Here is a 19,627-nt window from a genome sequence, read left to right on the forward strand (position 1 = left end):
ACTTGACACTGGTCCGATTTCGGTTCTGCGGGGCCGCAATCGGGCGTAGCGTCGAATTAGCCGGGTATTCGATGGGACCAGCGGCCTAGCAGCCGCACAGCTGTACCTCAGCCCATCGGGAGGTGAACCATGAAAGGCCCGTCGGCAGACCTCCTACCTAAGCTGCGCGCACGCGAACGTGTTGTGGTTCAGGTTGATTCGATCGCGGCGCGCGGTATCGGCGCCTTAGCGCTGCTATGTGCCGCGTGCTGGCTGGTCGCGATACTCGCCCATCATCGCCATCAGCCGCAATGGCATTACTCCGATCGGCTGGGTTGGTCTTTGACCGTGCTGGCCGCCGTGGCACTGATCGCTCGCGGCATCTTTTTGGGCCGTCCGGTGACCACTATGCATGCGGGAGTGGCCGCTGCGTCCGTGGTGGCGGGGCTGGGCTCGCATGTGTTGGGGTTTGACCTCTTTGGTGACCTACTGATCGCAGCATCGGGATTGCTGTTGATGTGCCCGACGTCATCGCATCCCAGACCCGAAGATCTGCCCCGGGCATGGGCATTGATCAATGCCACCACGGATGATCCGCTGGCGCCGTTTGCGATGCAAACGGGCAAGAGCTATCACTTCTCCGACGCGGGTACCGCGGCGTTGGCGTACCGGACGCGGATGGGGTTCGCGGTGGTCGGCGGCGACCCGATCGGTGATGAAGCGCAATTCGGCGAGCTGGTCGCCGATTTCGCCACGATGTGTCATGCCCACGGGTGGCGTATCGCGGTGGTGGGCTGCAGCGAGCGACGACTCGAGTTATGGAACGACCCTGCCGTGGTTCGACAATCGTTGCGCGCGGTACCGATCGGTCGCGACGTCGTCGTCGACGTGGCCGGTTTCGACATGGTGGGCCGCAAGTTTCGCAACTTGCGCCAGGCCGTGAAGCGCACTCACAACGCCGGCATCACCACCGAGATCGTGGCGGAGCAGGGACTCGACGAAAAGTTGCTTGCCGAATTGACCGATGTGGTGCACGCGTCGCCCAGTGCGGCCCACACAGATCGGGGTTTCTACATGAACCTCGATGGCGTGCTGGAGGGCCGGTTCCCGGGTATACAGCTAATTATTGCCAGGGACGCCGGTGGGCAGGTCCAGGGCTTTCATCGATACGCGACGGCCGGCGGCGGCAGCGATATCAGTCTCGACGTGCCGTGGCGGCGCCGTGGTGCACCCAACGGGCTCGACGAACGGCTCAGCGTCGACATGATCATTTCCAGCAAAGACGCTGGGGCGCAACGGTTATCGCTGTCCTTCGCGGCGGTCCCGGAAATCTTCGACGACGAGAATCCCGGCCGGCTCGAGCGGGTGTTCTACCGGCTGATCCATCTGCTGGACCCGCTGATCGCACTCGAGTCGCTGTACCGGTACGTGCACAAGTTTCATGCGCTAAACGTTCGGCGCTTCGCGTTGATATCGCTGACGCAGCTGGCGCCGCTGGTATTTGTTTTGCTGACACTGGAATTCATGCCGCGCCGGCGCCACCTCTGAGTGCGCTAGTGCGTGCAGATGCGCTGTAAGTACCTGTCCGGACCGGCTTTTGCCATGCAGCTGTAGTAGTTGTTCTGTCGTATCTGAACTTGTATGAGACCGACCCACACCGGAACGAAAATCAGTGCGACGACGATCGACACGATTCCCAGCATGGTCCCGGCCACCGCGACCGCGTCGTTGTTAGCTTCGCCACGTACGACCCGCGCACGGGCCGCCAAACCCGACCACGCGGCGATGACGCCGAGGATGACACCGCCCAGCACCGACCAGACGGACAGCAACGCGACAGCGGCGATCACGAGCGAGGCAATGCCCAGGCCGTTTTTCGGTTTGACCGGCGCAGGGGAGTCGTTAGACGGCGCTGCCTGCGAATACCATTGGTACGCCGATGCAGCCATGAATGCCACGGTACGCGCTTACCCGATGTGCAGCTCGGGACAGCGAACACCGGTGGGCATGTGGTGAGTTGCCACCACGACCGTTCGCTGCGCGCTCACCAGCCCGGATCCAGGTGCCAGCAGATCCACCAAAATCCGATCCGCGTCGATCGCGTCGAGGTGCTCGGTGGGCTCGTCGAGTAACACGATTCGCGCCGGCGAGAGGACCGCCCGGGCCAGCAGCAGCCGCCTGCGCTGACCTGCCGACACCGCCTGCGCGCCGCCGATCAGCACCGTCGACAGGCCCTGCGGCAGACTGGCCAGCCAGGCCCCAAGCCCGACCGCGTCCAGCGCGACCGCTAGTTCGTCGTCTGCGCAGTCGCCGCGGGCGACCAGCAGGTTGTCGCGGACCGTGGTGGCAAAGATGTGCGCGTCTTCGGCGAAAAAGCCGACAGCGCTGGGTAGTTCAGATTCGACGAACTGTGTTAGGTCGGTTCCGTTCAGCATCACCCGGCCGTGCAGCGGCGGCATCAGCCCGGCAAGTGTCATTAGCAGCGTGGTCTTACCGGAACCGCTGGGGCCGGTTATGGCCAGCCGCGCGCCGGGTGCGAGGTCGATTGTCACCTGTTGTGCGAAGGTCCGCGGGTGGCCGGTGCGCACGTCGGCCGATAATCTGGCGGTGCCGGTGGGCGTCGTTGCCGGCGCATCGGATTCAGCCGTTTTGGTCTGCACAGTCAGATCGAGGAGGCGACGTGCGGCGATGCGTGAGCGTGTCAATTGGATGGCGGCCGCCGGTAGCGGAGTCATCGCCTCGAACGCGGACAGCGGCAACAGCATCAGGATCGCTAGCGTGGTGGGCGCAACGGCAGGCGCCAGCCCGATCCCGGCCACCACCGCGCCGAGCACACTGACGCCGATGGCGGCGGTGGGCATGGCCTCGGCCAGTGCGGCCGGCCTGGCGGCCGCGTCCAGCGCGTCACTCCAATTGAGTTGGCGGCGACGCGATTCGGCGATGATGCCGGGCAGTGCCCCTGCGACCCGAAGCTCGGGCGCGTGTTCGAGGGCGATCATCGCGGACGTGTCGCGATCGGAATGATGTTGGTGGGCAATCTCTTCGGAGGTCGCGGCCGCTCGGCCTGCCAGCCGGGGCGCCACCACACCGGTGGCCAGCAGGCAGATCGCCAGCACTACGCCGGCTGCGGGTGAAATGACCGCGACCGTCATGGTTGCCGCCACCGCCAACACCGCCGCGACCCCGATCGGTATCAGCGCGCGCACCAGGACGTCGGCCAGTTCGTCGATATCGGCGCCGACGCGCGCCACCAGCTCGCCGCTGTGCAGCCGGACGGCCACCGCGGCCGGCCCGTATGCCAGCCGGTGGTAGATCTGTGCCCGGGCAACTCCGGCCGCGCGCAGCGCGGTCTCGTGGGTGGCCAGTCGTTCGCAGTAATGCAGCACGCCTCGGGAGATCGCGAACAGGCGCACCGCGACGACCGCGACGGACAGGTCCAGGATCGGCGGCATCTGCCAAGCCCGCGTGATCAGCCACGCCGATACTCCGGCCAGGGCCAGTGCGCTGCCCAGCGACAGCACTCCCAACGCGATGGCCGCCAGGATGCGGGGCAGCCGGGGGCGCAGCAAGCCGGTCGCGGTCAGTAAGGGATCAGACATGGGCATGAGACACCTGCCCGTCCGAAACCACCTCGATGACCTGGTCTGCGATCGCCAGGACCGGCTGCCGGTGGCCGACGACCACGACGGTCGCTCCGGCGCGTGCCCGTTCGACAATGGCGCGCAGCACCCGTTCTTCGGTGTGGGTGTCCAGGTGTGCGGTGGGTTCATCGAGTAGCAGCACCGCAGCCCGCGACCCGAGGGCTCGGGCCAGACCCAGTCGTTGTCGCTGTCCCAGTGATAGCCCGACACCGTCGCGCCCGACCGCGGTGTCCGGTCCGTCCGGCAACTCAGCCAGTACGGCATCGAATCCGGCAGCAGCACAAGCACGTTCGATATCGTCTAGCTCGCCGAGCAGGCCTAGATTGTCACCGACGGTGCCTGGGAGTAGCACCGGGCGTTGCGGCAGCCAGGACAGTTGTCGCCACCACGCAGTCTGCTCGAGCTCGGTGACGTCGACCCCGTCGAGGGTGATCCGCCCCGACGACGGCACCGTCAGTCCGGCGATCGCCTGCAGTGAAGTGGTCTTGCCGGCGCCATTTCGGCCCGTCAGCACCGTCACCAGACCCGGCTGGATCGTCGCGGTCAACTCGCACGGTGAATTGCCGTCTCGTCCGGCCACACTGAGCGCTTCCAGGCGGATCTGCGCGCCGTGCGCGACTACCGTCCGGGTGCGCACTGCCGTCGCGGCGGGTTCGCCGATCAGTGCGAATGCTTTGTCGGCCGCGGTTCTGCCGTTTTGGGCGGCATGGAATTCCACCCCGATGCGGCGCAGCGGCCAGTACACATCCGGAGCTAGCAGCAGCACGGTCAACCCGATGGTCAGGCTCATCTCACCGAATACCAAGCGCAGACCGATTCCGACCGCGATCAGCGCGACACCCAACGTGGCCAGCAATTCCAGCACCAGCGCCGACAGAAACGCGATCCGCAGCGTCGCCATCGCCGAGCGGCGATGGGCGGCAGCGAGTTCGGCGATGCGATGTTCGGGTCCCGAAGCGCGGCCCAGCGCCCGCAGCGTTGGGATACCGGCGATCAGGTCCAGCAGCCGGCCCTGCAGGGTGGTCATGGCGCTCAGCGCCGCCGCTGATCGCTCGGCGGTAGCCATCCCGATCAGCACCATGAAAATCGGGATCAGCGGCAGCGTGATCACCACGATCACCATCGATTTCAGGTCATAGACCGCGATCACCGCCACGGTCGCCGGAGTCAGGATCGCGGCAAGCAGCAGTGTGGGCACGTATCCGGTGAAATATGGCCGCAGGCCGTCCAGGCCCCGGGTAACCACGATGGCCGCCTCATCGCGCTGGGCGGCAAGATGATTGGGTTGACGGGCGGTTACCGCCGCCAGCACCTGGTCGTTGAGATCGGCGATCACAGCGCTCGCGCCGCGCTGGCCCAGCCGCGCCTGGAGCCAGCGCGTCACCGTGCGGACGACCCACAGCGCCACCACGATTGACAGCGGCGTAAGCCAGCCTCGCAGACTACGGGCGAAGGGATCGGTGATGACCCGCGCGACGATGCCCGCCAACACAATTGCCGTGCCGATCGCGCAGCCGGAGATCACCACTCCGCAGCTCACCGTGGCGGCCAGGTAGTGGCGCAAGGCGGTTGACGCCCGCCACAGTCGCGGGTCCAGGGGTGCCCGGGAGCCTCTTGCGCTCAGGACGCACGCCTCGTCAGGCCGATCGACGGCGGTATCTGGTCAGTTGAGATCCGTTGCCGGAATACCCAATACGTCCATGCCTGGTACACGACTGCCAGTGGTGCAAAGAACACGGTGACCCACGTCATGATCTTGAGCGTGTAGGGCGTCGACGACGCGTTGTAGATCGTCAGGCTCCACTGCTTGTTCAGCGTCGAGGGCACCAAATTGGGGTACAGCACACCGAACAGCAGAATTACCACGGCCGCAACGACCAGCGCCGTGCACGTGAACGCCCAGCCATCGGAGGCGTGCCGCCAGACCAATGTCACGGCGGCGAGCTGTGCGAGGACTGCCACCCCCAGCACCAGCCAGGTCCAATTCTTGCCGTGCGCTAGCTGGGTCCAAAGTCCAAAGGCCGCAACGAATCCCGTGACTGGCAGCGATAGCCACACCGCGAATCGGTGCGCGTCGTCGCGGATCGTGCCGGAAGTTTTCAACGCAACGAACACCGCGCCGTAGAGTAAGAACAACCCGCCGGTGGCGATGCCGCCTAGCAGCGTATAGGCGTTGAGCACGTCGCCGATCGAGAGATGAACGTGGCCATCAGCGTCCACCGGCAGACCGCGCACCAGGATGGCGAACGCCACACCCCACAGCACCGCCGGCAACCAGGAGCCGGCGGCGATGCCGAAATCGGCCAGGCCGCGCCACTTTGCATCGTCGATCTTGCCGCGCCATTCGATCGCGACGACGCGGACGATCATGCCGGCCAGGATCGCCAACAACGGTAAGTAGAGGGTGGAGAACACCGTTGCATACCAACCCGGAAACGAGGCGAACATCCCCGCGCCGGCGGTGATCAGCCAGACTTCGTTGCCGTCCCACACCGGCCCGATGGTGTTCAGCGCGGTGCGGCGGTGGGTCTCCGGATCGCCGCCGCCGGAACGGCTCAAGCGGGCGAACGGTTCCATCAGCATGCCCACGCCGAAGTCGAAGCCCTCCAGAATGAAGAAGCCTAGGAACAACGTCGCGATGACACCAAACCACAACTCTTGGAGTGCCATTGGTTAGTTCCTTTCCGGGTCGGTCTGCGTCAGTAGGCGAATGACAGCGGTGCCACCTCGTCATCGCCGGGTGCTTTCGGCGGTGCGGGTTCCGCGTCGTGTTCCAACGGCCCCTCGACGACGTAGCGTTTGAGCAGCCAGAACCAGATGACCGCGAGCACCGCGTAGAGCAGGGTGAACGTCACAAGCGAGGTGATCACCATGCCGGTCGTGGTGGGGGAGACGCCGTCAGCGACGGTGAGCCGCACCTGTTGGTCACCTGTCGGATTCGGTACCACGAGCCAGGGCTGCCGGCCCATCTCGGTGAATATCCATCCCGCGCTGTTGGCCAGGAACGGAGTGGGAATGGTGAGCAGCGCCAGCCAGGAGAACCACCGTTGGTCGGGGGTCCGGCGGCCGCGGGTCAGCCACAGCGTGGTGAGGGCGAACAGCACGCCGACCGCCATGAACCCGATCATCGCGCGAAACGACCAGTAGGTGACAAACAGGTTCGGCCGGTAGTCATTTGGGCCGAATTTGCGTTGGTTGTCCTGCTGGATGTTACGCACGCCTTGCAATGTCACACCGCTGAATCGGCTTTCGGCGAGGAATGGCAGCACGTAGGGCACCTGGATGACACGGGTCAGGTGGTCGCAGTTGTTCTGTCGGCCGACTGTCAGGATGGAGAAGTCCGGATTGGTTTCGGTGTCGCACAACGACTCCGCCGACGCCATCTTCATCGGCTGCTGCTGGAACATCAGCTTGCCCTGCTGGTCGCCGGTAAAGAACAAGCCAACCGCAGCAATCAGCGCCACCCAACAGCCCAGCACAGCGGCCGGACGAAACACCGTGCCGAGGTCCACGCCGGGTTTCTTGGTCGACCGGATCAGCCACCAGGCGCTGACGGCCGCGACGAAGGTGCCCGCGGTCAACAGTGAACCGGTGACCGCATGTGAAAAGGCAGCCCGCGCAGTGTTATTGCTGAGCAGCGCCGCGATGCTGTCCAACTCGGCGCGTCGCGTCGCCGGGTTGTAATGCGCGCCGACCGGATGCTGCATGAACGAATTCGCAGAGATGATGAAGAACGCCGACACGTTCACCGCAATCGCCACAACCCAAATGCAGGCCAGATGAACCAGCTTCGGCAGCCGGCTCCAGCCGAAAATCCACAACCCGAGGAAGGTGGACTCGAAGAAGAAGGCGGCCAGGCCTTCCATTGCCAGTGGTGCGCCGAATACATCGCCGACGAATCGTGAGTACTCGCTCCAGTTCATGCCGAACTGGAACTCCTGCACGAGTCCGGTCGCCACACCGATCGCGAAGTTGATCAGGAACAGCTTGCCGAAGAACTTGGTCAGGCGATACCAGGCAGTGTTGCCGGTGGCCACCCATGCGGTCTGCATGACCGCGACCAGGGGAGCTAGCCCAATAGTGAGCGGCACAAAGATGAAGTGGTAGACGGTGGTTATACCGAACTGCCACCGCGAAATGTCGACGATATTCATTCGTCATCTCCCGTGACTGCAGAGTTCTACGACGCAGTGTAGTAGCTAGGCGAGCCCGGCGCCATTCCCAAGTCCTTTAGAGGCGTTGCGGATCCCGAACGACGCCACGATCTCGAAGACGCCGATGACGGCCAACCAGACGCCGACAACAAGCGCCAAGGTGACGATCGACGCGAATGGCGACGCCAGCACGACGATGCCGGCGAGCAGAGTGATTACGCCGAGGAAGATTGACCACCCGCGCCCGGGCAGGGCGGGATCGCTGAGCGCGGAAACCGTTGTGGCCACCCCACGGAAGATGAACCCGATGCCGATCCAGATGGCCAGCAACAGCACGGCGTAGCCCTGGCCGAAGTGGCGAAATGCCAACACGGCCAGGATCAACGAGGCGGCGCCGCTGACCAACAACAGGATGCGGCTGCCCGTCGAGACATGCAGGCTGAAGGCGAATACGACTTGTGCGACACCGGTTATCAGCAGATAGACACCGAAGGCGATCGCGGCGGCCAGGATGGATATTCCCGGCCACGCCAGCACCAGGACGCCGACAATCAGGGTCAGAAATCCCGATACCAGCGTGGATTTCCACAGATGCGGCAACATGCTTGGAATTTCAGTGGGCTGCATAGCCTCACTGTGGCACAACCACGAAGCGCAGAATAGGGGCTTTAGACTGCGGCGCCGTGGGTCGTACGGGGCTGCTCGGCGGCCAGATCACCGGGTTCGTCCGCTGCCGGCTGACGGCCGATCAGATACCAGGTGCGCATCACGCCTTTGCCTTTGACCTCGATTCGGCCGCGCTCCTGCAGCACGAAATCGTCCTTGAGACGCTCGTAAACGTCCTCGGGCACTTGAATTCGGCCCACCGAGTCGGTCGATTCCATCCGGGCCGCGACATTGACGGCGTCGCCCCATACGTCGTAGAAGAAGCGACGCGACCCCACTACTCCTGCGACCACGGTGCCTGCCGCGAAGCCAACCCGCAGCGGCACCGAGAGACCGTGCGGGTCTTCGAGATTGGCGGCGGCAGCGACCATTTCGAGGGCAAAGTCCGCCAGCGCCTCGACGTGGTCGGGGCGCGGCCGCGGAACCCCGCTGACGACCATGTACGAGTCTCCGCTGACTTTGATTTTCTCCAGCCCGTGCTTGTCGACCAGTTCGTCGAAAGTGCTGTAGAGGCGGTCGAGAAACTTGACCAGGTCGCATGGTGTAGTTGTGCTTGCGCGTTCGGTAAAGCCGACCATGTCGGCGAACAGCACCGAGGCTTCCTCATATCGGTCGGCGATGACGTCGCGTTCGGGCTCTTTGAGCCGCTCGGCGACGCTGGCCGGCAACATGTTGGCCAGTAGCGCCTCGGAGCGGTCGTACTCGGCTTCCATGACCGCCTCGGCGCGCTCGGTGTCGCGCAGCGCGAACCACACCGTCACGACCACCATCGCGCACGCCGAGACGGTGGTGATGACAAAGCTCATCGTGATCGCCCAGGGCGGTTCCAGCCCGGTCGAGTGGGGCACCAGGAACTGCAGGGTGACAACCAGCGCGACGCCGATACTGGCCAGCAGCGCCGCGAGGCCGATGCGCTCGATGCCGAGCTGCAACACCACGAGGCTGGCGGTCGTCACCAGGAAGTACTGCACACCCCCGCCGGTGCCGACGTCCCAGCAGGTCACGACGACCGCGGTATACGCCGTGAAGATAAAGGTCAGCGGCGCAACCACTTCTCCGAAGCGGTGCAGCCAAGGGACCGACGCGAAGATCAGCCCGGTGATGACGTTGACCACCTGGATGGGGTAGGCCGCGGGTCCGGACCAGAAGCCGAGAACTGCGAAAACCAGGCACACCACCACGCCCATCAAGGCGTTGATGTTGAGGACCCTGACCCGGCGCGCGTGGCTGTCGGCGTAGTGGTCGTTGCGGGCAACATTTTTAGCCCGCACCGCTGCCTTACAGTCCGGGCGTGTCGTGCCATCCGAACGACTTGGTGGGGCACCACATTTCTTAGCCACTACCTTCAAAGGGTAACCGCTGATTCGACATATACCCAGCTCGGCGCTGAAATTGTAGGTCCCGATCGCCCTGGACGACGGCTTTGGCCGCGAAAGGCTAACTCGGGCCGGGACTCCCGGTCGGCGGTGCGCCCCGCAAATGGATGCGCGTGTCACGAAGCCGGGCGGTGCGGCGTCCGCCGTATCCGCGAGGCAGCAGCTCTGGCATGCGGGCGGCGGGCACCACGGCGATGTGGGGCCGGACCACGACCGGCATTGTCAGCATGGTGGAAAACACCCAGGACTCCCGTTTGGCCTGCTCTCGGGCGATGAACAGCACATCGAGCGGGTACCAGAGGCCGACCCACGCCACCACGAGGAACACGCCGTTGCCGAGTAATTCGATGGCGAGCTCGCCGACGAACGGGCGGGTGAACAGGTACGACAACGCGAGGCCGGAGACGAACAGCAGCGAACCACTGATCAACGACCGCATGCCCTGGCGCCAGATCAAGTCGTGCTGTCGGTCGGCTCGGCGGACGGCCAATTCGCAGTAGCGGTAGACCGACGCAACGAGGTTCGCGACCATCTCTTCCGGCCACTCGCCGGCGACGTCGAGGACGATGCGCTGATTGGAGGAGTGCCTCCGCTGGGAAAGCATCAGCTCGACGAGTTCGTCGATGCCGCTGTCGATTCGGCGTGAGCCCGTCAGCACCGACCGCTGGTCGACGGCGAAGAGGTCGGCAGGGTCATCCAATTCGATGACGATGTCCGGCAACGGTTCTTGCCGATTGCGTCGCATATTCACGCCACAACCTCTCGCACGAGAAGGCGCCGTTTGCTACGGCGTTCCCGAATACTACTGAGATCGGGAAGCGCAACTGTCGAATTCACCGAATACGTAGGTACGCAGGTGACTTGGCTCGTCGACTACCGGCCATGAAAGTGACTATCCACCCCTGCGTGGCAGGGGTGGATAGGGCCGAACCTCTTAGATCGCGATGCAGGTCCCGCCGGGAAGGCAGAAGCTTCCGCAACCCGAAGTGGTCAGTGGGGTGAGCACGATAACGAGACCGATGAAGAGTTTGCTAAAACGCGACACGACGAACTCCATTCTGGGGGGAACGGGGCAAAGCGTGCTTACTGTACGTCTGTCCAACAGGCCAAAATGGGTCCCGAATCCAAGCGAGTCCGATTCGGGATCGCAGCGTTGCCAAAGCGCGATCCTGCCCCGATTGTCGGGACTTGCGCGCAGCGATCGGCAATTCCGATCGCCGAGTCATCGGGTGCGCCTAAATATGTTGGCGCATAATCAATCTCGCCGATCGATCGGGGTCAACAACGCCCGCCCCTCCGCCGAGGGGTGAATGGGGCCGAGCCGCCTAAAGGATGAAGCAGCTGGATGAGCTGGGATCGCAGGAGCTGCCGCATCCCGCGGTCGTGAGGGGGGCCAGGACGATGACGAACGCGATGAAGATCTTGCCAAGACGCGACATGACAAACTCCGCTCTGTTGTGAGCTGTGTCACAGCACTCTCATCGTAAGACTGCCGAGGTCGGCTGTAAATTGCGCGAACGCTCGCGTCTGCCGCGGTCTTCTGCGCATGAATGCCTTGTGTGGTGCCCTCGGTGAGATTCGAACTCACACTGCACGGGTTTTGAATCCGTTTCCTCTGCCAGTTGGGATACGAGGGCCTGTTCGGCGTATTACCTTAAGCGGCCTCCCACCATAGAGGATCGGTGTGGTCACCGGTTCTCACTGCCCCCGATGTCGCTGGTCGCAGCGATCCACGAGAGAATGTTCGTCATGACAGGCCCCACGACCGACACCGACGCCGCTGTGCCGCGCCGGGTCCTGATCGCGGAAGACGAAGCGCTGATCCGTATGGACTTGGCCGAGATGCTACGAGAGGAGGGGTACGACATCGTCGGCGAGGCAGGCGACGGCCAGGAAGCCGTCGAGCTTGCCGAGCAACACAAACCCGACCTCGTGATCATGGATGTGAAGATGCCGCGCCGTGACGGCATCGACGCAGCGTCCGAGATAGCCAGCAAACGCATCGCACCCATCGTGGTGCTGACCGCGTTCAGCCAGCGTGACCTCGTCGAACGGGCGCGCGATGCCGGGGCGATGGCCTACCTGGTAAAGCCGTTCACGATCAGCGACCTGATTCCGGCCATTGAGTTGGCAGTCAGCCGATTCGGCGAGATCAGGGCGCTGGAACGCGAAGTCGAGACGCTGTCCGACCGGCTGGAGACCCGCAAGGTCGTCGAGCGCGCCAAGGGCCTGTTGCAGTCCAAGCAGGGCATGACCGAACCCGAGGCGTTCAAGTGGATTCAGCGTGCCGCCATGGATCGGCGGACCACGATGAAGCGGGTGGCCGAAGTCGTGTTGGAAACCCTCGGCGACGCGTCCGACGAGGCGTCTGGCTAGCTGCTCGTCATCGAGTGTGCGCCCGCGGCGTTGAGTGTGCGTCGAGGGCGCCCAGGATGCACACTCGCGGTTGAGCTCCGGTCTTAGGGCCCTAGCGGGCGACGATCACCGACGAACCATGGCCGAACAGGCCCTGATTGGCCGTGACGCCCACCGTGGCGTTCTCCACCTGCCGGCCGGTGGCCTGGCCACGCAGCTGCCAGGTCAGCTCGCACACCTGGGAGATGGCCTGGGCCGGAATGGCTTCGCCAAAGCACGCCAGCCCGCCGGACGGGTTGACCGGCACCTTGCCGCCGATGGTGGTCGCACCGCTGCGCAGCAGCGTCTCGGCCTCGCCCTTGGGGCACAGTCCCAGGTGCTCGTACCAGTCCAGCTCGAGCGCGGTGGACAGGTCGTAGACCTCGGCCAGGCTCACGTCCTCGGGCCCGATGCCCGCTTCCGCGTAGGCCGCATCCAGAATCTGATCCTTGAACACCCGGTCCGGCGCGGCCACGACGGCGGTGGAATCCGTTGCGATGTCCGGTAATTCGGGCAGATGCTGCGGGTACTGCGGCGTGACCGTGCTGACCGCGCGCACCGAGGGCACGCCGTCGAGCGAGCCGAGGTGCTTGCGGGTGAACTCGGCGCTGGCCACGATCAACGCAGCGGCACCATCGGAGGTGGCGCAGATGTCGAGCTGCCGCAGCGGGTCGGAGACCACCGGGCTGGCCAGCACGTCCTCGACCGACGATTCCTTGCGGTAGCGGGCATTCGGGTTCTGCAGGCCGTGCTGGGAGTTCTTGACCTTTACCTGGGCGAAGTCCTCCGACGTCGCCCCGTACAGGTCCATTCGGCGGCGCGCGAGCAGCGCGAAGTACACCGGGTTCATCGCACCGATCAGGTGGAACCGCTGCCAGTCGGGGTCGCTCTTACGTTCCCCGCCGACCGGGGCGAACGCGCCCTTCGGCGTGGTGTCGGCGCCGATCACCAGCGCGACGTCGCAGAACCCGGCCAGGATATGGGCGCGAGCGCTCTGCAGCGCCTGCGAACCGCTGGCGCAGGCGGCGTAGCTGGAGCTGACCGGCACGCCGTTCCAACCGAGCTTCTGCGCGAACGTCGACCCCGCGATGAAGCCGGGGTAGCCGTTGCGGATGGTGTCGGCCCCGGCGACCAGCTGGATTTGTCGCCAGTCCAGCCCGGCTTCGGCCAGTGCGGCGCGGGCGGCGACGACGCCGTATTCGGTGAAGTCGCGGCCCCATTTGCCCCAGGGGTGCATGCCGGCGCCGAGGATGTAGAGCGGGTCGGGAGTACTCATGTCAGGCGATCCTCCAGGCGTGCACGAGGCGCTCGACGCCGTCTTCTCCGGTGTACAGCGGCATCGTGGTCAGTTCCATCTCCATGCCGACCTTCAGGTCGGCGGCCAGCGTGCCCTCGACCACCTTGCCCAGCACGATGATTCCTTCGTTGGCCAATTCCACCGCGGCGATCGCGAACGGCTCGAACGGGTCCGCCGCGGGGTAGGGCGCAGGTGGCGGATACCGGTTTTCGGTGTAGCTCCACAGCGTTCCCCGGGACGACAATGCGACGGACTCTAGGGTGTCGCTGGCGCAGGCCGGGTTGGGGCAGTTGTTCTCCCGCGGCGGGAAGACATAGGTGCCGCACTGCGGGCACTTGCTGCCGATCAGATGGGCATTTCCCGCGTCATCGGTGGCGAACCACCCGTCGATCGCGGCTTGTGTACTGCTGACCTCTGGCACTCGGTCAGACTACCCAGCTCAAACGCAAAACTGAAACGTGTTGCAGTTCTGCCCCGGGGTTGGTCGGGGCGGCAGAGCCGTCACCCCCGGTGCCTAGAGTAAGAGCCGTGCCTGCGCCCCCCGCTGCGAAGACAGAGGAACAGACCAAGCCGACGCTGATGTTGCTGGACGGCAACTCGCTGGCTTTTCGGGCGTTCTACGCGCTGCCCGCGGAGAACTTCAAGACCCGCGGCGGCCTGACCACCAACGCGGTCTACGGCTTCACCGCCATGCTGATCAACCTGCTGCGCGACGAGGCGCCGACGCACATCGCCGCGGCGTTCGACGTGTCGCGGCAGACGTTTCGGCTGGAGCGTTATCCGGAGTACAAGGCCGGCCGGTCGGAAACCCCGGACGAGTTCCGCGGCCAGATCGACATCACCAAGGAAGTGCTGGGTGCGCTGGGCATCACGGTGCTCGCGGAGCCGGGATTCGAAGCCGACGACCTGATTGCGACGCTGGCCACGCAGGCCGAAAACGAGGGCTACCGGGTGCTGGTGGTCACCGGCGACCGCGACGCCCTGCAGCTGGTCAGTGACGACGTGACGGTGCTGTACCCGCGCAAGGGTGTCAGCGAGCTCACCCGCTTCACCCCGGACGCGGTCGTCGAGAAGTACGGGCTGACCCCCACGCAATACCCCGACTTCGCCGCGCTGCGTGGCGATCCCAGCGACAACCTGCCCGGGATTCCCGGCGTGGGGGAGAAGACCGCCTCGAAATGGATCGTCGAGTACGGATCGCTGCAGGGCCTGGTCGACAACGTCGACTCGGTGCGCGGCAAGGTGGGCGACGCGCTGCGGGAGCACCTGGCCAATGTCATCCGCAACCGGGAACTCACCGACCTCGTCAAGGACGTGCCGCTGGCTCAAACGCCGGACACGCTGCGGCTGCTGGGGTGGGATCGCGACCAGATTCACCGGCTTTTCGACGACCTCGAGTTCCGGGTGCTGCGGGACCGGCTGTTCGACACGCTGGCGTCGGTGGACCCTGAGGTGGACGAGGGATTCGAGGTGCGCGGCGGCGCGCTGGAGGCCGGTCAGCTGGCCGTCTGGCTGGCCGAGCACAGCTCGGGCAAGCGGTTCGGCCTGGCCGTCGTCGGCACCCACCTGGCCTACGACGCCGACGCGACCGCGTTGGCCATCGTGTCCTCCAACGGCGAGGGCCGCTACATCGACACCTCGGCACTGGATCCCGACGACGAGGCGGCACTGGCATCCTGGCTCGCCGACCCCGGCCCGCCCAAGGCGCTGCACGAAGCCAAGCTGGCGATGCACGACCTGGCCGGGCGCGGCTGGACGTTGGCCGGTGTCACCTCCGATACCGCACTGGCGGCCTACCTGGTGCGGCCCGGTCAGCGCAGCTTCTCCCTCGACGACCTTTCGCTTCGCTATCTTCGCCGTGAGTTGCGCGCAGAAACAGCTGAGCAGCAACAGCTTTCACTTCTCGACGATTCTGACGGTGTCGACGACCAGGCGGTGCAGACGCTGATCCTGCGGGCCATGGCGGTGCTGGATCTGGCCGATGCGCTGGACGAGGAACTGGCGCGGATCAACTCCACCTCGCTGTTGGGCGGCATGGAGCTGCCGGTGCAGCGGGTGCTGGCAGGGCTAGAGCACGTCGGCATCGCGGTGGATCTGCCGCAATTGTCGGAGCTGCAAAGCGATTTCGCCGCTCAGATCCGCGACGCGGCCGAAGCGGCCTACGAGGTGATCGGCAAGCAGATCAATCTCGGCTCGCCGAAGCAGCTGCAAACGGTGCTCTTCGACGAGCTGGGCATGCCGAAAACCAAGCGCACCAAGACCGGATACACCACCGACGCGGACGCCTTGGCGTCGCTGTTCGACAAGACCGGCCATCCGTTCCTGCAGCATCTGCTCGCGCACCGCGATGCCACTCGGCTCAAGGTCACCGTCGACGGGCTGCTGAATTCGGTGGCCTCCGACGGGCGCATTCACACCACGTTCAACCAGACCATCGCCGCGACGGGCAGATTGTCGTCGACCGAGCCGAATCTGCAGAACATTCCGATCCGCACCGAGGCCGGCCGGCGCATCCGCGACGCGTTCGTGGTCGGTGACGGCCCCGACGGACCAATGGCCGAGCTGATGACGGCGGACTACAGCCAGATCGAGATGCGGATCATGGCCCACTTGTCCGGCGACGAGGGCCTGATCGAGGCGTTCAACACCGGCGAGGACCTGCATTCCTTCGTCGCGTCCCGGGCGTTCGGCGTGCCGATCGAGGAGGTCACTCCCGAGCTGCGCCGCCGGGTCAAGGCGATGTCGTACGGCCTGGCCTACGGATTGAGCGCCTACGGGTTGGCCGCCCAGCTCAAGATCTCCACCGAGGAGGCCAAGGAGCAGATGGACCAATACTTCGCCCGATTCGGCGGTATCCGCGACTACCTGCGCGACGTCGTCGAGCAGGCCCGCAAGGACGGTTACACCTCGACGGTGTTCGGTCGTCGGCGCTATCTTCCCGAGCTGGACAGCAGTAACCGCAACGTCCGCGAGGCGGCCGAGCGGGCCGCGCTCAACGCGCCCATCCAGGGCAGCGCGGCCGACATCATCAAGGTGGCGATGATCGAGGTCGACAAGGCGATCAACGAGGCCGGGCTCACGTCGCGGATGTTGTTGCAGGTACACGACGAATTGCTGTTCGAAATCGCGCCCGGCGAGCGAGAACAGGTGGAAGCGCTGGCACGCGACAAGATGGGCGCCGCCTACCCACTTGACGTCCCGCTCGAAGTCTCCGTCGGCTATGGCCGCTCATGGGACGCCGCCGCGCACTAGCGCGGGCAAACGGGACGCGGGCGGTAATCGCGCCCGGAATTCGCCGAAATGTAACGTCCGCGTCAGATATGCAAACGCTATTGGGGGCCGAGTTTGGCCAGCGTGTGCCTAGTCGAGTAACCTCAGCAGGGTAAATCCCTGAATTGTCCCTACGATCAAACCTGTCCGGAGCAACCCAACAACATGCCGAGTCCCGCCGTCACCTCGCCGCAAGTAGCCGTCAACGACATTGGCTCCGCCGAGGACTTTCTCGCAGCAATAGACAAAACGATCAAGTACTTCAACGATGGCGACATCGTCGAAGGCACCATCGTCAAAGTTGACCGGGACGAGGTGCTCCTCGACATCGGCTATAAGACCGAAGGGGTCATCCCCGCCCGCGAACTCTCCATCAAGCACGATGTCGACCCCAACGAGGTCGTTACCGTCGGTGATGAGGTCGAAGCCCTTGTTCTCACCAAGGAGGACAAAGAAGGCCGTCTGATCCTGTCCAAGAAGCGCGCACAGTATGAGCGCGCCTGGGGCACGATCGAGGCGCTCAAGGAGAAGGACGAGGCCGTCAAGGGCACCGTCATCGAGGTCGTCAAGGGTGGCCTGATCCTCGACATCGGGTTGCGCGGCTTCCTGCCCGCGTCCCTTGTCGAGATGCGTCGAGTCCGCGATCTTCAGCCGTACATCGGCAAGGAGATCGAGGCCAAGATCATCGAGCTGGACAAGAACCGCAACAACGTGGTGCTCTCCCGCCGCGCCTGGCTGGAGCAGACCCAGTCCGAGGTGCGCAGCGAGTTCCTCAACGAGCTGCAGAAGGGCACCATCCGCAAGGGTGTGGTCTCGTCGATCGTCAACTTCGGCGCGTTCGTCGATCTCGGCGGTGTCGACGGTCTGGTGCACGTCTCCGAGTTGTCCTGGAAGCACATCGATCACCCGTCCGAGGTCGTCCAGGTTGGCGACGAGGTCACCGTCGAGGTGCTCGACGTCGACATGGACCGCGAGCGGGTTTCGTTGTCGCTCAAGGCGACTCAGGAAGACCCGTGGCGTCACTTCGCCCGCACCCACGCGATCGGCCAGATCGTTCCCGGCAAGGTCACCAAGCTCGTCCCGTTCGGCGCGTTCGTTCGTGTCGAGGAGGGCATCGAGGGTCTGGTGCACATCTCCGAGCTGGCTGAGCGCCACGTCGAGGTGCCCGACCAGGTGGTGGCCGTCGGCGACGACGCGATGGTCAAGGTCATCGACATCGACCTGGAGCGCCGCCGAATCTCGTTGTCGCTCAAGCAGGCCAACGAGGACTACACCGACGAGTTCGACCCCGCGAAGTACGGCATGGCCGACAGCTACGACGAGCAGGGCAACTACATCTTCCCCGAGGGCTTCGACTCCGAGACCAACGAATGGCTCGAAGGATTCGACACCCAGCGCAACGAGTGGGAGGCCCGGTACGCCGAGGCCGAGCGCCGGCACAAGATGCACACCGCGCAGATGGAGAAGTTCGCCGCTGCCGAAGCGGCCGGGCACGCCGACAGCGATCACGCGCCGGGCAACGGTGCGTCCTCGCCCAAGGAGGCGGGCGGCTCGCTGGCCAGCGACGCTCAGCTGGCTGCGCTGCGGGAAAAGCTCGCCGGCAACGCTTGATCTTTTTGGCCCAGTCCACGTAATGCTGCGCATCGGTTTGACCGGTGGCATCGGCGCCGGGAAATCGGCGCTGTCTGCCACGTTCGCACGCAGCGGTGGGATCATCGTCGATGGCGACGTCATTGCTCGAGAGGTCGTCCAGCCGGGCACCGAAGGGTTGGCGTCGCTCGTCGAGGCGTTCGGTGACGACATCCTGGCCGAGGATGGATCGTTGGATCGCCCGGCGTTGGCGGCCAAGGCTTTTACCGACGACGCGTCGCGTCAGAAGCTGAACGCAATCGTTCACCCGTTGGTGGGGCAGCGGCGCGCGGAGATCATCGCGGCGGTGCCGCAGGATGCGGTTGTGGTCGAAGACATTCCGCTGCTGGTGGAATCCGGCATGGCGCCGCTGTTCCCATTGGTTGTCGTGGTGTACGCCGACGTCGAGCTGCGAGTACGGCGGCTGGTCGAGCTGCGTGGCATGCCGGAAGACGACGCCCGCGCCAGGATTGCGCTGCAGGCCAATGACGAGCAGCGTCGGGCCGCCGCCGACATCTGGTTGGATAATTCGGGCAGCGAAGAGGATTTCGTCAAACGAGCTCGTGAGGTCTGGACCGACCGGATCGTGCCGTTCGCGCACAACCTGACCGAGCGACGATTCGTCCGCGCCCCGGCGCGGGTGGTGTCGGCCGATCCGACCTGGCCGGACCAGGCGCGGCGCATCGTCAACAGGCTGGCGACGTCGTGCGGCCATAAGGCGTTGCGAGTCGACCACATTGGATCGACAGCGGTGCCGGAGTTCGACGCCAAGGACGTCATCGACATCCAGATCACTGTCGAATCACTGGCCCTCGCCGACGAGCTCGGCGAGGCGTTGCTATCGGCGGGCTACCCCCGCATCGAGCACATCGACCGTGACGACGCCAAGGCCGATGCCCGCAGCACGGTCAGCGACTACGACCACACAGACGATCCAGCGTTGTGGCGCAAGCGAATTCATGCCTCGGCCGATCCCGGTCGTCCGACCAACGTGCATATCAGGGTGGCCGGCTGGCCCAATCAGCAGTTCGCCTTGCTGTTCGTCGACTGGCTGGCCGCAAACCCCGCGGAGCGGGTGAACTACCTGACCGTCAAACACGAGGCCGAAAAGCCCGCGGACGGCGACACCGCGATCTACGTCGAGGCCAAGGAGCCGTGGTTCGCCGAGGCATACCGCCGGGCGTGGGAATGGGCGGATTTCACCGGCTGGATGCCGTAGCC

Annotated in this window: 15 protein-coding genes and 1 tRNA gene; 5 read left to right on the forward strand and 11 right to left on the reverse strand. The window is 64.9% G+C overall.

Annotation, left to right across the window (positions count from 1 at the left end; genetic code table 11):
* The first annotated feature begins 129 nt into the window (after positions 1 to 129).
* Positions 130 to 1,527 carry a bifunctional lysylphosphatidylglycerol flippase/synthetase MprF gene (locus DB708_RS14680; protein ID WP_108922945.1) on the forward strand — a complete coding sequence of 466 codons (1,398 nt, stop codon included), beginning with the start codon at positions 130 to 132 and terminating at the stop codon, positions 1,525 to 1,527.
* 5 nt (positions 1,528 to 1,532) lie between these two features.
* On the opposite strand, the gene DB708_RS14685 is transcribed toward DB708_RS14680, so the two are convergent.
* From DB708_RS14685 to DB708_RS14725, 9 genes are all read right to left on the reverse strand, one after another.
* Positions 1,533 to 1,928 carry a DUF4190 domain-containing protein gene (locus tag DB708_RS14685; protein WP_133251012.1) on the reverse strand — a complete coding sequence of 132 codons (396 nt, stop codon included), beginning with the start codon at positions 1,926 to 1,928 and terminating at the stop codon, positions 1,533 to 1,535.
* A gap of 18 nt (positions 1,929 to 1,946) precedes the next feature.
* Complete coding sequence (gene cydC / locus DB708_RS14690; RefSeq protein ID WP_108922949.1) at positions 1,947 to 3,584, reverse strand: thiol reductant ABC exporter subunit CydC; 1,638 nt, start codon at positions 3,582 to 3,584, stop codon at positions 1,947 to 1,949.
* On the reverse strand, positions 3,571 to 5,184 hold the full coding sequence (gene cydD, locus DB708_RS14695; protein ID WP_108922951.1) for a thiol reductant ABC exporter subunit CydD: 1,614 nt from the start codon (positions 5,182 to 5,184) through the stop codon (positions 3,571 to 3,573). Before cydD ends, cydC begins: the two co-directional genes overlap by 14 nt.
* A 56-nt stretch (positions 5,185 to 5,240) precedes the next feature.
* Positions 5,241 to 6,290, reverse strand: a complete 1,050-nt coding sequence (gene cydB / locus DB708_RS14700) for a cytochrome d ubiquinol oxidase subunit II (protein WP_108922953.1) — start codon at positions 6,288 to 6,290, stop codon at positions 5,241 to 5,243.
* Positions 6,291 to 6,319: 29 nt separating this feature from the next.
* Positions 6,320 to 7,774, reverse strand: a complete 1,455-nt coding sequence (locus DB708_RS14705; RefSeq protein WP_108922955.1) for a cytochrome ubiquinol oxidase subunit I — start codon at positions 7,772 to 7,774, stop codon at positions 6,320 to 6,322.
* Between the two features lie 45 nt (positions 7,775 to 7,819).
* A complete protein-coding gene (locus DB708_RS14710) occupies positions 7,820 to 8,401 on the reverse strand; it encodes an HdeD family acid-resistance protein (protein WP_409347598.1) in 582 nt (193 codons plus the stop codon).
* Positions 8,402 to 8,442: 41 nt separating this feature from the next.
* The gene (locus DB708_RS14715) at positions 8,443 to 9,789 is read right to left on the reverse strand and encodes an adenylate/guanylate cyclase domain-containing protein (protein ID WP_108922959.1); all 1,347 of its coding nucleotides are present in this window, start codon (positions 9,787 to 9,789) and stop codon (positions 8,443 to 8,445) included.
* Between the two features lie 88 nt (positions 9,790 to 9,877).
* Positions 9,878 to 10,561 carry a hypothetical protein gene (locus DB708_RS14720; protein ID WP_108922961.1) on the reverse strand — a complete coding sequence of 228 codons (684 nt, stop codon included), beginning with the start codon at positions 10,559 to 10,561 and terminating at the stop codon, positions 9,878 to 9,880.
* A gap of 815 nt (positions 10,562 to 11,376) precedes the next feature.
* Positions 11,377 to 11,453: transfer RNA gene (locus DB708_RS14725), tRNA-Leu, on the reverse strand.
* A 112-nt stretch (positions 11,454 to 11,565) separates the two neighbouring features.
* Between DB708_RS14725 and DB708_RS14730 the strand changes: the two genes are divergently transcribed.
* On the forward strand, positions 11,566 to 12,192 hold the full coding sequence (locus tag DB708_RS14730) for an ANTAR domain-containing response regulator (protein WP_108924256.1): 627 nt from the start codon (positions 11,566 to 11,568) through the stop codon (positions 12,190 to 12,192).
* Positions 12,193 to 12,283: 91 nt separating this feature from the next.
* Here DB708_RS14730 and DB708_RS14735 read toward each other — a convergent pair whose 3' ends face one another.
* Together DB708_RS14735 and DB708_RS14740 are read right to left on the reverse strand one after the other, a co-directional pair.
* On the reverse strand, positions 12,284 to 13,486 hold the full coding sequence (locus DB708_RS14735; protein ID WP_108922963.1) for a lipid-transfer protein: 1,203 nt from the start codon (positions 13,484 to 13,486) through the stop codon (positions 12,284 to 12,286).
* Position 13,487: 1 nt separating this feature from the next.
* A complete protein-coding gene (locus tag DB708_RS14740) occupies positions 13,488 to 13,928 on the reverse strand; it encodes a Zn-ribbon domain-containing OB-fold protein (protein ID WP_108922965.1) in 441 nt (146 codons plus the stop codon).
* A gap of 158 nt (positions 13,929 to 14,086) precedes the next feature.
* Between DB708_RS14740 and polA the strand changes: the two genes are divergently transcribed.
* From polA to coaE, 3 genes are all read left to right on the forward strand, one after another.
* Positions 14,087 to 16,759, forward strand: coding sequence for a DNA polymerase I (polA, locus tag DB708_RS14745; RefSeq protein ID WP_165839859.1), 2,673 nt, complete (start codon positions 14,087 to 14,089; stop codon positions 16,757 to 16,759).
* 183 nt (positions 16,760 to 16,942) lie between these two features.
* A complete protein-coding gene (gene rpsA / locus DB708_RS14750) occupies positions 16,943 to 18,388 on the forward strand; it encodes a 30S ribosomal protein S1 (protein WP_108922969.1) in 1,446 nt (481 codons plus the stop codon).
* A 22-nt stretch (positions 18,389 to 18,410) separates the two neighbouring features.
* Positions 18,411 to 19,625 (forward strand): dephospho-CoA kinase, encoded by a 1,215-nt coding sequence (coaE, locus tag DB708_RS14755; protein WP_108922971.1) that lies wholly within the window; start codon positions 18,411 to 18,413, stop codon positions 19,623 to 19,625.
* Positions 19,626 to 19,627: the final 2 nt, after the last annotated feature.

The organism is Mycobacterium montefiorense (genome assembly GCF_003112775.1).
Classification (GTDB): Bacteria; Actinomycetota; Actinomycetes; order Mycobacteriales; family Mycobacteriaceae; genus Mycobacterium; species Mycobacterium montefiorense.